Genomic DNA, 14,759 nt, shown 5'->3' with positions numbered 1-14,759 from the left:
TATACTGACAAGATGGTCCGAGAGCGCCGCGATCCCGAACAACGTCCCTCGCCCGAGGCGCTGCTGGAAGCCGCGCGCCGGGAGGAGAGCGCGAGCGGCAAGCTGAAGATCTTCGTCGGCGCAGCCCCCGGCGTCGGCAAGACCTACGAGATGCTGCAAAGCGCCCATGCCAGGCGCAAGGCCGGCATCGACGTCGTGGTCGGGTTCGTCGAGACCCATGGCCGCGCCGAGACCGAGGCGCTGGTGCGCGGGCTGGAGGTGGTCCCGCGCAGGAAGATCGAGTATCGCGGCCAGACGGTCGAGGAGATGGACCTCGACGCCATCATCGCGCGCCGGCCGCGCATTGCGCTGGTCGACGAGCTCGCCCACACCAATGCCGCCGGGAGCCGGCATCCCAAGCGTTATCTCGACGTCGAGGAGCTGCTGTCCCACGGCATCGACGTCTACACCGCCGTCAACATCCAGCACATCGAGAGCCTGAACGACGTCGTCGCCCAGATCACCCATGTGCGGGTGCGCGAGACGGTGCCGGACTCGATCTTCGACCGCGCCGACGCGATCGAGCTGATCGACCTCACGCCCGACGATTTGATCCAGCGGTTGCGGGAAGGCAAGGTCTATGTCCCCAGGCAGGCCGAGCGGGCGCTCGAGCATTATTTCTCGCCCGGCAATCTGACCGCGCTGCGCGAGCTGGCGCTGCGCCGCACGGCCGATCGGGTCGACGAGCAGCTGCTTAATCACATGCAGGCCAACGCGATCGCCGGGCCCTGGGCGGCGGGCGAGCGCATTCTCGTCTGCGTCAGCGAGGATCCGCGCGCCGCCGGCCTCGTGCGTTACACCAAGCGGTTGGCCGACCGGCTGCATGCGCCGTTCACCGCGATCTCGATCGAGACGCGGCGATCGCTTCAGCTGTCCGACGACGAGCGCGACCGGCTCGCCGATACGCTGCGGCTCGCGGAGTCGCTGGGCGGCGAGGCGCTGACCATTCCCGCCGTCGGCCGCCGCATCGCCGACGACGTCATCAACTTCGCGCAAGGCAACAACGTCACCCAGATCGTGATCGGCAAGTCGACGCGGTCACGCTGGTTCGAGATGACGCGCGGCTCGGTCGTGCACGATCTGGTGCGCCGCGCCGGCAATATCAGCGTTCACGTCATCCCCGGCGACGAGCTGACCGGTGAGGGGACGCCCAAGACGGCGGTGCAGACCGCCGCGCGCTCGGAACCGTTCAACCCGCTGCCTTATCTGAAGGCCCTTGGCATCGTGCTGGTCGGGCTCGGCGCCGCCGAGCTGATTCAGCCGCGCTTCGGCATCGAGAACGTGGACCTCGTGCTGCTGACGGCGGTGGTGGCCGTTGCCGTGCGCTACGGGCTGTGGCCGTCATTGCTCGCGACCGTCGCGGCCTCTCTGTCCTACAATTTCTTCTTCCTGCCGCCGATCTACACTTTCACGATCACCGACCCGACCAACGTCGCCGCCTTCGTCCTGTTCATGGTGGTGGCGATGATCGTGTCCAACGTCGCCGCGCGCGTGCGCACGCAGGCCGACACCGCGATCGGCCGCATCAGGACCACCGAGCAGCTCTACGCGTTCAGCCGGAAGCTCGCCGGCACCGCCACGCTCGATGACGTGCTGTGGGCGACCGCCTATCAGATCGCGCTGATGCTCAAGGTGCGCGTCGTGCTGCTGCTGCCGGAAGACGGCCTGCTGACGGTGAAATCAGGTTATCCGCCGGAGGACGAGCTCGACCAGGCTGATCTCGCCGCCGCGAACTGGGCCTGGAGCAATGACCGCACGGCAGGCCGCGGCTCCGATACGCTGCCGGGTGCCAAGCGGCTGTTCCTGCCGATGCGCACCGGGCGCGGCCCGATCGGCGTCATCGGCATCGACAACGACCGCACCGGCCCGCTGCTGACGCCCGATCAGCGCCGGCTGCTGGATGCGCTGGTGGACCAGGGCGCGCTCGCAATCGAGCGTGTGCTTCTCGTCGAGGACATGGATCGCGTCAAGCGCACCGTCGAATCCGAGCGGCTGCGCTCGGCGCTTTTGACCTCGATCTCGCATGATCTGAAGACGCCGCTAGCTTCGGTGTTAGGTGCCGCCTCTACCATGCGCGATCTCGCCGGCGCCCTGTCCGACACCGAGAAGCGCGATCTGCTCGCCACGGTGATCGACGAGTCCGAGCGGCTCAACCGCTTCATCGCCAATCTGCTCGACATGACCAAGCTCGAATCCGGCGCCATCGTGCCCAACACGGCGCTGCACGATCTCGGCGAGATCGTCGGCAGCGCGCTGCGGCGGGCGAGCAAGATCCTCACCGCTCACAAGGTGGAGCTGGTGCTGGCGGCCGACCTGCCGATGCTCCAGCTCGATGCCGTGCTGTTCGAGCAGGTACTGTTCAACCTGCTGGACAATGCCGCCAAATATTCTCCGCCCGAGACCACGATCTCGATCAAGAGCCAGCGCGAGCGGGATCAGGTGGTGCTTCAGATCGCCGATGAAGGCGGGGGCATTCCGCCCGGGGAGCTCGAAAGCGTGTTCGACAAGTTCTACCGTGTGCACAAGGGTGATCACGTCCGTCCCGGTACCGGACTCGGGCTGGCCATCTCCCGCGGCTTCGTCGAGGCGATGCGCGGCACGATCTCGGCCGCCAATCGCAGCGACCGCAGCGGTGCCGTTCTCACCATCCGTCTGCCGATTCCCGCGCAGGCCCGCGCATTGGACACCGCCGCATGAGTGCTGCCCCGATCAAGGTTCTGGTGATCGACGACGAGCCGCCGATCCGAAAATTGCTGCGGATGGGGCTGTCGACGCAGGGCTATGAGATCCTGGAGGCGCCGAACGGCAAGACTGCGCTGGAGAAGCTGGCTGAGGAGCCCGCGCTGATCATCCTCGACCTCGGCCTGCCCGACATCCAGGGCCATGAGCTCTTGCGCACGATCCGCGCCCGCAATGAAGCCGTGCCGATCGTGGTGCTATCGAGCCGCGGTGATGAGGCCGGCAAGGTGCAGGCGCTCGATCTCGGCGCCGATGATTATCTGACAAAGCCGTTCGGCATGGACGAGCTGCTGGCGCGCCTGCGCGCCGCGCTGCGGCATCAGCTCCAGGTCCAGGGCGAACGCCCGGTGTTTCGCACCGGCGATCTCTCCGTCGATCTCGTCCGCCGCATCGTCAAGCTCGGCGATCGCGACGTCAAGCTGTCGCCGAAGGAGTACGATCTCCTGCGCGTGCTGGTGCAGCATGCCGGCAAGGTGCTGACTCACCGTTTCCTGCTCAAGGAGCTGTGGGACGAGCTGACCGACGCGCAATACTTACGCGTCTATGTACGCCAGCTTCGGCAGAAGATCGAGGCCGATCCGGAGCGTCCGCAATATGTGCTGACGGAAACGGGAATCGGGTACCGGCTGAGAGCGGGGGATTAGCACTCTCTCCGTCGTCATGGCCGGGCTTGTCCCGGCCATCCACGCCTTTACGTGCGGCACGAAGAACGTGGATGCCCGGGACAAGCCCGGGCATGACGAGAACTGTAGGGTGCGCAAAGCGAAGCGTGCCCACGATCTATCGTGATCATGGAGAGGTGGTGGGCACGGCGCGTCGCGCCTTTGCCCACCCTACGATATCGAGTGCTGGGCGAGCAGTCAGCCCGCTTTCCGATGCCGCGCCGTCGACCGGTGCGCCTTCTTCGGGGCATGCCGTTGCCCCGTCGCCCGCCGCGCATGCGACTTCGCCGCTGTCTTCTTTGCGCCGCGTCCTTTCAGGCTCTGTTTCAGCGCGTCCATCAGGCTGACGACGTTGCTCGGCTTCTCCTCGCGCTCGGGCAGCTCGATCGTCTTGCCGCTCGCCTTGCGCTTCACCAGGGCTTTCAGCGCGGTCTCGTAGTCGTCCTTGAATTTGCTCGGGTCGAAATGCGCGGCCTTGCTGTGCAGGATATGGCCGGCGAGGTCGACCATGTCCTTGGTGATCTTCGGGCTCTTGATGTCGCCAAAAAACTCGCCCTCGTCGCGCAGCTCGTAGGGGAAGCGCAGCGTGGTGCCGAGCAGGCCTTTGCCGAGCGGCTCGATCGCAATGATATGCTCGCGGTTGGTCAGCACGATTTTTGCCAATGCGACGCGGTCCTGGTCCTTCATGGCGTCGCGGATCACGGCAAAGGCGTCGACCGCGGCCTTGCCGTCGGGCGCGATGTAATAGGGGTGGTTGAGATAGCGCTGGTCGATCTCCTCGCTCGGCACGAAGCTCTCGATGTCGATGGTGTGGTTGCTCTCGATCTGGACCGCCTCGAGCTCCTCCGGCTCGATCTCGACATACTTGCCCTTGCGCAGCTCGTAGCCGCGGCCCTTCTGGTCGCTCTCGACGATGTCGCCGGTCTCGGCATCCACCATCTGCTGCTTGAGCCGGTTGCCGGTCTCGCGGTTGATCATGTGAAACCGTGTCTTCTCGGCGGCGGTGGTCGCCGGGTAGAGCACAACCGGGCAACTGACCAGCGACAGCTTCAACGTTCCCTTCCAATAGGCACGGGGAGCCATTCCATTCTCCAGCGTTATCAAGGCGTTTTGGAACCCCAACCCTCCCATCGGGTTTTGGTTCCGGACGGGACTCTGGCCGTGATAGGCTGAATGCCGAAAAGGAAAGCGGGACCGATCGTGCTGCAAAAGCTCTCCACTTATCGAAAGAAGCGTGATTTCGAGAAGACGCCCGAGCCATCGGGCAAGACCGCGGTGGCGCCGTCGAAGCAGCGACGTTTCGTGATCCAGAAGCACGACGCGACCCGGCTCCATTACGATCTCCGGCTCGAATTTGACGGCGTCTTCAAGTCCTGGGCCGTGACCAAGGGGCCCTCGCTCAATCCGCATGACAAGCGGCTGGCGGTCGAGGTCGAGGACCATCCGCTCGACTATGGCGATTTCGAAGGGACGATTCCGGAAGGGCAGTATGGCGGCGGCACCGTCATGCTGTGGGATCGCGGTACCTGGGAATCGGATGATCCCGAAGCCGGCTTCAAGAAGGGTGACCTGAAGTTCACTCTGCACGGTGAGAAGCTGCATGGCAGCTGGGTGCTCGTGCGCATGCGTAACCGCGGCGGGGAAAAGCGCACCAACTGGCTGCTCATCAAGCACCGCGACGACTATGCCAGCGAGGATGAGGACATCCTCGCGGAGGACAAGTCCGTCGCGTCCGGTCGCGCTATGGAGCAGATCGCCGGCGGCAAAGGGCGAGCCCCCAAGCCGTTCATGCTGGCGAGAGGCAAAGGCAAGGCCGATGCGGTCTGGCAATCCAACCGCGCCGAGGAGACCAAGGGGCGGACCGTCAAGCCGGCGCCTCGCGCGGCGTTGAGGAGCAGCACGGCCGCGAAGCATAAGACGTCGAAGAAGAAGGCTACGACCGCGACGACAGCCAAGACGGTCTCGGAGATGCCAGACTTCGTGGAGCCGCAGCTCTGCACGTCGGTGGAGCGGCCGCCGGCCGCCGATGGCTGGTGTCACGAGATCAAGTTCGATGGCTATCGCGTCCAGCTCCGCGTCGAGGACGGCACGGCGACGCTGAAGACGCGCAAGGGCCTCGACTGGACCGACAAGTTCGCGTCGATCGCGAAGGAGGCGACAGAGTTGCCGGACATGCTGATCGACGGCGAGATCGTCGCGCTCGACCACAACGGCGCGCCGAACTTTTCCTCGCTGCAGGCCGCGCTGTCGGACGGCAAGTCCGAGGACCTGATCTTCTTTGCCTTTGACCTCCTGTTCGCGGAGGGCCTCGATTATCGCCGCCTGCCGCTCGGCGAACGCAAGAGTCGTCTCAAGGAACTGCTGGAGGCGCGCAAGAAGAAGACGAGCCAGATCCGCTATGTCGAGCATTTCGAGAGTGGCGGCGATGCGGTGCTGCAATCGGCCTGCAAGCTCGAGCTCGAAGGCGTGGTGTCGAAGAAGCTCGATGCGCCTTATCGCTCGGGCCGCACCGAGAGCTGGACCAAGGCGAAATGCCGCGCCGGTCATGAGGTCGTGATCGGCGGCTACAAGACAACCAATGGGAAATTCCGTTCCTTGATGGCGGGCGTGCATCGGGGCGATCATCTCGCCTTCGTTGGTATGGTCGGGACCGGATTTGGCGCCGACAAGGTCAAGCGCATCATGCCGTCGCTGAAGGCGATGGCAGCCAGGGAAAGTCCCTTCGGCGGCAAGAATGCGCCGAAGAAGACGCGCGACGTCCACTGGCTCAAGCCGGAGCTCGTGGCCGAGATCGAATTCGCCGGCTTTACCGCCGACGGCAATATCCGTCAGGCTGCGTTCAAGGGCCTGCGGCAGGACAAGCCGGCGGAGGAGGTCGAGGCCGAAACGCCTGCGGATACCGAACTAGCGGAGCCGTCGGCGAGGAAGCGCGCCGCGCCGAAGGCAGGCAAGCGGAAGGAGACCGGTACGGCCGAGGTGATGGGCGTCGTGATCTCCAAGCCGGACAAGGAGCTGTGGCCGGATGCCGGCGACGGCGAGGGCGTCACGAAGCTCGATCTGGCGCGCTATTTCGAGGCCGTCGGCGGCTGGATGATCACGCATCTCAAGGGTCGCCCCTGCTCGATCGTGCGTGCGCCTGACGGCATTGGCGGCGAAAAGTTCTTCCAGCGCCATGCCATGCAGGGCAGCTCGAACCTGCTCGAGCTTGCCAAGGTCTCCGGCGATCGCAAGCCGTATCTACAGATTGATCGGGTCGAGGGCCTTGCTGCGGTCGCACAGATCGGCGGTCTCGAGCTGCATCCCTGGAATTGCGCGCCCAACGCCTACGACACGCCAGGCCGGTTGGTGTTCGACCTCGATCCTGCGCCGGACGTAACGTTCGCCGATGTAGTCGAGGCGGCCAAGGAGATGCGGCAGCGCCTCGCCGACTTCGGCATGGAGAGCTTTTGCAAGACCACCGGCGGCAAAGGCCTGCATGTGGTGGTGCCGCTGCTCCATGGCGCGCGTGACAAAGTCAGCTGGAAAGAGGCAAAGGCGTTCGCGCAGGGCGTCTGCCAGTGGATGGCCGACGACGATCCCGAGCACTATCTGCTCAACATGTCCAAGAAGCTGCGCAACGGAAAGATTTTCCTCGACTATCTGCGCAACGATCGCATGTCCACGGCCGTCGGGCCCCTGTCTCCCCGCGCGCGAGACGGCGCGACAGTGTCGATGCCGGTGACTTGGGCGCAGGTGAAGGGCGATCTCGATCCGAAGCGCTATACGGTGCGAACGGTGCCGGGCCTGCTGGCACGCTCGAAGGCGTGGGATGGCTATGACGGCGCGGCTTCGTCGATCAAGGCGGCGATGAAGAAACTAGCGGGGAAGAAGAAGTAGGTCCGCGCTCAGGCGCTACTCTCGTAGGGTGGGCAAAGCGACTTGTCCGCCGTCGCTCGAAGAGCGAAGGCGGAAGCGTGCCCACGATTTTTCTCGTTACGGTGAGGGAAGGTGGGCACGGCGCAAGTGCGCCTTTGCCCACCCTATGAATTCTCGCCTAGATCCTGCCCAGCAGCAGCAATATCAGCAGAATCACGATGACGAGCCCGAGGCCGCCGCCGCCGTAATAGCCGGTGCCGTAGAACGGACCGCCGCCGATTCCGCTGAAGCCGCCGAGCAGCGCGATGACCAGGATGATCAGAATGATCGTACCGATAGACATAACAATCTCCTCCAGCCCTTCGTGAAAAGGGTCGTTTGCACTTGTCCCGTGGTGCGGGGGCAACTTGCCGCAGGCTTTATGGTTCCGGTTTTGAAACAGAGCCTGCGCTGCAACTTGCATGGAACCTTTGCGCATTCGGCCGGCATGACTATGTGAGGATTCATCAACGCAGGGCAGGGACCATGTCAGCACCGCTCGTCGTCTCCATTCCGCATCGTCTCGGCCGCGAGGAAGCGGTACGCAGGCTCAAGACCGGGCTCGGCCGTGCGGCGGCGAGCCTCCCGGTGATGCAGGTGGAGGAGGAGCGCTGGAGCGGCGATACCATGGCCTTTCGCATCCGCGCGCTCGGGCAGATGGCGACGGGGCAGGTCGACGTCGCTGAGGATCACGTCAGGGTCGAGGTGGTGCTGCCGTGGCTGTTGCAGCGCTTTGCCGAGATGGCGCAGGCGGCCATCCGCAAGCGCGGGCAATTGCTGCTGACGAAGGACGAGGGAAAGTAGCCGTCAGGCGCCCACGCGTTGCCGCGAAGGCCGGACGGCGTCGGCAGCGCGGGCTTCGACGACGACGGCCGGAAAATCGCGAAATGCCTGTCCGACCGGAAGCTCGTTGCCCGAAAGGCCGGGCGCGGTATAGCCGGTGATGTCGACGGTCGCGTCAAAGCTATCGAGCGTAGGCCATTCGCGACCCGCCTGTGTGAAGGGCGCGAACTGGCGCCCGACCACGACGATCGCCGCCGACCTTCCATGGCGGCGCGCAAATGCGATGACATGGTCGGCGTGCGCGCCGCGCACCTCCAGCGGCTGGTAATCTCCCTGCGCGAAGACGTCGGCGAGGTCGTTCCGCAGCTTGAGCAGGCGCCGGGTCCAGGCGAGCTTGAGCTGGCCGTCCGGCCAGGTCTTGAGCAGGCTGCCCCAATCCGGTGCTTCCAACGGTGCCAGCGCCGCTTGCCGCGCAGCGAAATCCACAGGACGGCGGTTGTCGGGATCGACCAGCGACAGGTCCCAGGACTCAGTGCCCTGGTAAAAATCGGGCACGCCCGGCAGCGTTGCCTTCAGCGTGAGCTGGCTCAGCGAGTTGAGCGCGCCGAGCAGAGCGACGCGGCGGGCGAGGGTCTGCAGCGCGTCCAGAAATTCGCCTGACTGCGCGGGATCGAGAATCTTGTCGATGAAGCTCTTGATGCCGCTCTCATACGCCTCGTGCGGATTGAGCCAGCTCGTCTCTTCCTTGCCCTCGCGCGCGGCCTTGAGCGCATAGGCCTGAATCCGCGCGACGAAATTTTCATCCGGTCCTTCGAGCGGCCAGGCGCCCAGCAGCGTCTGATAGAGCATGTATTCGAACGTCGCCGACGGTGCGCGCAGATGGCCGTTGAGCACGAGATGGGGGGCGTTGAGCACCTTCCAGCGCGACACCGCGCTGGTCCATTCGCCGGGAATTTCGCTCAAGGCCGCGATCCGCGCGCGGGCGTCCTCGCCGCGCTTGGTGTCGTGGGTCGCGGTCGCCGTCATCCCTAACGGCCATTCCTTGGCACGCGCCCGCATCGCGTCGTGGAAGGCGGGGATGGTGAGGCCGTTGCTTGCGGGATCGCCGCCGACTTCGTTGAGGGCGAGCAGCCGGTGGAACTGGTAGAACGCGGTGTCCTCCAGCGATTTCGCCATCATCGGCCCGGTGAACTGCTGCACCTTCATTGCAAAGCGGCGCACGCGGGGGGCGCTGTGCGGCGGGCGGCCGGGCTTGAGCAGGTCCATGGTCAGCGCGTCGCGCAGGAAATCGAAGATGCCTTCGTCGGCGGCGAACCATTCCCGGCGTGCGCGATCGATCGTGTCATCGATCAGTTTGCGGTCCGCGGCAGTCGGACCACTGTTGGTTAGATAGGTGCGATAGACCGGGAAATGCAGCACGTAGAGCTCGAGCGCCTGCCTCAAACTGTCCGCCGAGAAATCGCGGGTCGAATAGTGCCCGTTGGCGATGCGCGCGAGCAGCCGCGTCAGCACGGTGAATTCGGATGTCAGCAGCGTCTCCAGCACGCGCCGTTTGGCGTCCTTGACATAAGGCGCGAGCCGCGGCGGCCGGTTGCTGATCTGCCGCCAGGTCTCGTCCAGCGCCTCCAGCCCCTTGGGATCGACCAGCACCTGCGTGATGACGTTCATCCACTCATAGCCGGTGGTGCCCTGGACGCCGGCGAAATGCGGCAGCTTCTCGTGCTCGCACAGGATCTTCTCGATCACCGTGTAGAACGGCTTTGTGTTGCCCTGCGCGTCGCGCACGAGGCGACGCAGCCGCTGGCAATATTGCGCGGGGTCGCGCAGGCCGTCGATGTGATCGAGGCGGATGCCCTGCAGCTTGCCGTCGGCGACGAGCTGCTTCACCAGCCGGTGCGTGGCGGCAAAGGTGCCGGGGTCCTCGACGCGCAGCCCTGCCAGCCCGTTGACGTCGAAGAAGCGGCGATAATTGATGTCGCTGGAGGCGAGCCGCCAGTGGCCGAGCTTGTAGTGCTGCCGCTCCAGCAGATGATGTAGCGCCAGCGTTGGCGCCGGGCGATCTTTCCCCGCGCGATAGGCGGCAAGGCCCTGTGCGATGATGTCGGCTGCGCCGGCGATCTCCTTCAGCTCCGTCTTGAAGCCGGGCGCCTCTTTGCGGTTCGGTCGCCGCAGTCCGGTGTAGCGGGCCGCGAGCGACAGCAGGCGCTTGCCGGCTTCGGTCTCGCCGGCGTCGACTTCCTTCACGGCCATGCGCAGGATTTCGCCATAGCGCTCCGGCGCGATCGGCAGGCGATGCTCGAAATACCAGGCGGAAAAGCTGCCTTCGTCGGCGTCGTAGCGCAGCTCGATCTGGCCACTCTCAAGTGCTTCGCCATAGGAGGCGCCGAGGATCGGCAGCAGCACGCCGCCGCGGGCGCGGAACGCCAGCTGGTCCCAGTCGATGTCGAAGGAGACCGCGTGCGGCGAGGCCTGGCCCCATTCCAGCACGTCGAGCCACCAGGGATTGTCGGCAAAGTGCACGCCGACATGGTTCGGCACGAAATCGATGATGAGACCGAGATCGTGCTTGATCAGCGTCTCGCTCAGTCGCGCAAAGCCGGCCTCGCCGCCGAGCTCGGGATTGAACTGGCCGTGATCGACGGTGTCGTAGCCGTGCGTCGAGCCCTTGCGGGCCTTCATCACCGGTGAGGCATAGAGATGCGTGATACCGAGCGACTTGAGATACGGCACCACCGCGGCCGCCTTGTCGAAGTCGAAATCCGCGGTGAGCTGCAGCCGGTAGGTCGCAAGAGGAATCGCCGAAGGCATATCAACCTCCGAGATGCCAGAGCACCGACCAGGGCGGAAGCCGCTCGCCGGTCGCGCCGCCCCAGATCGGCGCGCCCGGAGCGTTGCTCGCATAAGCGATGTCCTTGTCGGACAAATTGGCGGTCAGGCTCAGCGTGGTGCCGTCGCCCATGCGCCAATATCCGGTGAGAAGGCCGCTGTCGGCGGCCTCGGCATCGCCGAAGCGCGCGCCCTTCAGCCGCGGCGCGATCTCCTTATGGCGAAGCGCGAGCAGCTCGCGGATCAGCGCGAGCCGCGCCTCCTGCTGCTGAGTGCGGCGGGTCCAGTCGAGCACGGCCGATTGCGGCGTGGCCGGATCGAGCGGATCAGGCACCTCGTCGCCGTACTTCTCGTAGGCCCAGGCATATTCCTGCTTGCGCCCCTTGCGCACGGCATCGGCGAGGCCGCCCTGGAAATCGCAGAAGAACGGGAAGGGCGCAGTGGAGCCCCATTCCTCGCCCTGAAACAGCATCGGCACCATCGGCGCGAGCAGCGTCACCGCGAGCGCGGCCTCGATCTGCTGCGGCGATGCCAGGCTCTCCAGCCGGTCGCCGAGCGGGCGATTGCCGATCTGGTCGTGGTTCTGCAGGAAATTGACGAATGTCGCCGGCGGCAATTCGCCGCTCGGCTCGCCGCGCGGCTTCTTGCCCCAGAACTCCGAAATCTCGCCCTGATAGACGAAGCCCGAGGCGAGCGCGCGGGCGAGGTCCATGCGCGGGGTCTGGTAGTCGGCGTAATAGCCGTTGAGCTCGCCGGTCAGCATCACGTGCCAGACATGGTGATAATCGTCGTTCCACTGCCCGCGATATTTGCCGTTGGGCGGCTCCTGCGCGGCATCGAGCAGGCTGGCGCGGTTGTCGCCGTTCTCCAGCACGAGATGGATGTGGCGTCCCGTCGCCTTGGCGAGCTCGCCGGCGGCGACGCTGAGGTCGTGCAGCATCGACTGCTCGCCGGGGATCGCCATGATGTGGTTGGCGGCGTCCAGCCGCAAGCCATCGAAACGGTAGTCGGTGAGCCAGGACAGCGCATTCTCGACCGCGAAGGCGCGCACCTGCGGCACGCGATAATCGATCGCGCTGCCCCAGGGCGTGTGCGCGTCGGTGAAGAAAGTCGGCGCATAGCGGCCGAGGTAATTCCCCTCGGGACCGAAATGATTGTAGACGACGTCGAGAAACACCATCAATCCGCGCAGATGCGCCTCGTCGATCAGCGTCTTCAGGTCGTCGGGGCGGCCATAGGCGCTGTCGGGCGCGTACCACAAGACGCCGTCATAACCCCAGCCGCGCTTGCCGGCGAAATCGGCCAGCGGCATCAGCTCGACCGCGGTGATGCCGGTGGCCGCGAGATGATCGAGCTTGTCGATCATCGCGCGATAGGTGCCCTCGGCCGTAAATGTGCCGACATGGGTCTCGATCAGCACGGTCTCTTCCCAGGGACGGCCGCGCCAGTCCTTTGCGCGCCAATCGAACGCGTCGTGGTCGATCACCTCGCTGGGGCCGAACACGTCCTCGGGCTGGAAGGCGGAGGCCGGATCGGGCACATCGATCTCGTCGTCGATCCTGAACTTGTAGGAGCTGCCGACGGGAAGGCCCGCAATCTCGGCGACATACCAGCCATCCTGCCGGCGCTGCATCGCGTGCCGTCGCTCCAAGAGCAGATCGACGCGTCGCGCAGCGGGCGCCCACAGCCGGAACGACACGCCGTCTTTGGTCGGCTTCGCCCCGAAGGATGGCCTCATAGCGCCCCCGCGAAGGCGAGCACGGAGCGCGGCGGCGCCTTGCTGTCGCTTCCGGGCAGGAAATCAACGCTGTTGAGCCTGGCTTCGGTCGTGTTCAGGATCTGCTGCCAGCTCTTGTATTCGGGCATCTTTGGCAATTTGAATGCGATCTCTTCGGGGGCTGCGTTCAATACGATAAAGATCGCGGCGCTCCCCGGTTCCATCGGCCCCATCACATAGGAGAGGAACCGCCCGTCCGGGAATGTCCAGTCGCTCTCGGTCATCTCGTTGCCTTCGGGCGTCAACCACAGCGCGCCGTAGGAGAGGCCGTCCTTGGGGCGGCCGTCGAGCCAGCGATGGCTGCGCAGCTGGGAGAAGCGTTGGCGGATGCCGGCGAGACCGGCGACGAAATCGACCATGTCGTCGCCGTCCTTGCCGAGATTGTCCCAGCCGACCCAGCCGACCTCGTTGTCCTGGCAATAGGCGTTGTTGTTACCGCTTTGCGAATTGCCGACCTCGTCGCCGGCCAACAGCAACGGAACGCCTTGCGCCAGCATCAGGCAGGCCAGCACGTTCTTGCGAAGCTGCCGCCGCAACGCGAGGATCGCGGGGTCGTCGGTCGGGCCCTCGACACCGCAATTGTTGCTGTGGTTGTCGTTGGAGCCGTCGCGATTGTCCTCGCCATTGGCCTCGTTGTGCTTCTCGTTGTAGCTGAAGAGGTCGGCGAGCGTGAAGCCGTCATGCACGGTGATGTGGTTGATGCTGGCGCGCGGCCGCCGTCCGTCGTGATTGAACAGGTCGGAGGACGCCGTCATGCGGCTCGAGATGTCGCCGATCAGGCTGCCTTCGCCGCTCCAGTAGCGGCGCATGGCGCTGCGATAGCGGTCGTTCCACTCCGACCATTGCGACGGGAAGGCGCCAACCTGGTAGCCGCCGAGGCCGAGGTCCCATGGCTCGGCGACGAGCTTGACGGTCGCGAGCACCGGATCCTGGCGAATTGCCGTCAAAAATGAAATACCGCGATCAAAGCCGTTCGGGCCGCGTGCCAGCGTGGTGGCGAGGTCGAAGCGGAAGCCGTCGACGTGGCAGACCTCGACCCAGTAGCGCAAGGAATCCATCACCATTTGTAGCACGCGCGGATGGGTGAGGTTCACCGACGAGCCGCAGCCGGTGAAGTCGTCGTAATAGCGCGGGTTCTCGCGGTTCAGCCAGTAATAGGAGGCATTGTCGATCCCGCGATAGCACAGCGTCGGGCCGAGATGGTTGCCTTCAGCGGTGTGGTTGTAGACGACGTCGAGCATCACCTCGATGCCCGCATCGTGCAGCCGCGCCACCGTCGTGCGGAAGGAGTCGAGTGCGTTGTCCTGGGCGTAGCGCTGCTCCGGCGCGAAGAAGGACAGCGTGTTGTAGCCCCAGTAATTGGCGAGCTTCTTCTCCACCAGGATGCGGTCGTCGACGAAGGCGTGGACCGGCAGCAGCTCGATAGTCGTGACGCCGAGCTTCTTCAGATGCTCGATCATCGCCGGTGACGACAGTCCGCCATAGGTGCCGCGCAGATTCGGCGGCACGTCGTCGCGCTTCTGCGTCAGGCCCTTGACGTGGGCCTCGTAAATGATGGTGTCTTCCCACGCGATGTTGGGCCGGATCTCGCGTCGGCCCCAATTGAAGGTCTCGTCGACCACGACGCCCTTCGGCATGCCGCGCGCATTGTCGCGGCGGTCGAACGACAGATCCTCGCGCGGCGAGCCGGTGCGATAGGCGAAATGCGCGTCGCTCCAGACCAGCCGCCCCGCGAGCCGCTTGGCATAGGGGTCGAGCAGCAGCTTGTTGGCGTTGAAGCGGTGGCCGTGCTCGGGCTCGTAGGGGCCGTGCACGCGATAGCCGTAGAGCTGGCCGGGCGAGACGTCGTTAAGATAGCCGTGCCAGACATCCTCGGTGCGTTCGGGCAGCTCGATGCGCTCGAGCTCGCGTCGCCCCTGCGTGTCGAACAGGCATAGCTCGACCTTCTGCGCATTGGCGGAGAACAGCGCGAAATTGGTGCCGCGTCCGTCCCAGCTTGCGCCGAGGCGTGCGGGCGATCCAGCAGTCAGGCGCATCGG

General features: G+C 65.2%; 9 protein-coding genes. 4 read left to right on the top strand and 5 right to left on the bottom strand.

Annotated elements, in window-relative coordinates; translation table 11 throughout:
• Positions 1-12 precede the first annotated feature (12 nt).
• The gene (locus HYH08_RS21640; protein ID WP_220011835.1) at positions 13-2,736 is read left to right on the top strand and encodes a DUF4118 domain-containing protein; all 2,724 of its coding nucleotides are present in this window, start codon (positions 13-15) and stop codon (positions 2,734-2,736) included.
• Entirely contained in the window at positions 2,733-3,422 is a 690-nt protein-coding gene (locus HYH08_RS21635) for a response regulator (RefSeq protein WP_220011834.1), read from the top strand. The genes HYH08_RS21640 and HYH08_RS21635 overlap by 4 nt, the downstream gene beginning before the upstream one ends.
• Before the next feature lie 216 nt (positions 3,423-3,638).
• On the opposite strand, the gene ku is transcribed toward HYH08_RS21635, so the two are convergent.
• Positions 3,639-4,523: a non-homologous end joining protein Ku gene (gene ku, locus HYH08_RS21630; RefSeq protein WP_220011833.1), complete on the bottom strand. Its 885-nt coding sequence runs from the start codon at positions 4,521-4,523 to the stop codon at positions 3,639-3,641.
• A 117-nt stretch (positions 4,524-4,640) separates the two neighbouring features.
• Here ku and ligD point away from each other — a divergent pair, with 117 nt between their 5' ends.
• On the top strand, positions 4,641-7,316 hold the full coding sequence (ligD, locus tag HYH08_RS21625; protein ID WP_220011944.1) for a DNA ligase D: 2,676 nt from the start codon (positions 4,641-4,643) through the stop codon (positions 7,314-7,316).
• 157 nt (positions 7,317-7,473) lie between these two features.
• Here the strand turns inward: ligD and HYH08_RS21620 are convergent, their stop codons facing one another.
• Positions 7,474-7,638, bottom strand: a complete 165-nt coding sequence (locus HYH08_RS21620; protein ID WP_007595743.1) for a DUF3309 family protein — start codon at positions 7,636-7,638, stop codon at positions 7,474-7,476.
• Positions 7,639-7,820: 182 nt separating this feature from the next.
• On the opposite strand from HYH08_RS21620, the gene HYH08_RS21615 reads away from it, so the two are divergent.
• Positions 7,821-8,138: a polyhydroxyalkanoic acid system family protein gene (locus HYH08_RS21615; RefSeq protein WP_220011832.1), complete on the top strand. Its 318-nt coding sequence runs from the start codon at positions 7,821-7,823 to the stop codon at positions 8,136-8,138.
• Positions 8,139-8,141: 3 nt separating this feature from the next.
• Here the strand turns inward: HYH08_RS21615 and treY are convergent, their stop codons facing one another.
• From treY to glgX, 3 genes are read right to left on the bottom strand one after another with little or no spacing between them, the layout of a single operon-like run.
• Positions 8,142-10,925, bottom strand: coding sequence for a malto-oligosyltrehalose synthase (gene treY, locus HYH08_RS21610; RefSeq protein WP_220011831.1), 2,784 nt, complete (start codon positions 10,923-10,925; stop codon positions 8,142-8,144).
• 1 nt (position 10,926) lies between these two features.
• Complete coding sequence (gene treZ / locus HYH08_RS21605; RefSeq protein WP_220011830.1) at positions 10,927-12,681, bottom strand: malto-oligosyltrehalose trehalohydrolase; 1,755 nt, start codon at positions 12,679-12,681, stop codon at positions 10,927-10,929.
• Positions 12,678-14,756 (bottom strand): glycogen debranching protein GlgX, encoded by a 2,079-nt coding sequence (gene glgX, locus HYH08_RS21600; protein ID WP_220011829.1) that lies wholly within the window; start codon positions 14,754-14,756, stop codon positions 12,678-12,680. The genes treZ and glgX overlap by 4 nt, the downstream gene beginning before the upstream one ends.
• Positions 14,757-14,759 lie beyond the last annotated feature (3 nt).

Origin of the sequence: Bradyrhizobium sp. BR 10289, from assembly GCF_019455385.1 — a bacterium.
GTDB lineage: Bacteria > Pseudomonadota > Alphaproteobacteria > Rhizobiales > Xanthobacteraceae > Bradyrhizobium.
Note: the sequence above shows the minus strand (reverse complement) of the source record. Positions and strands in the feature narration are given on the sequence as shown.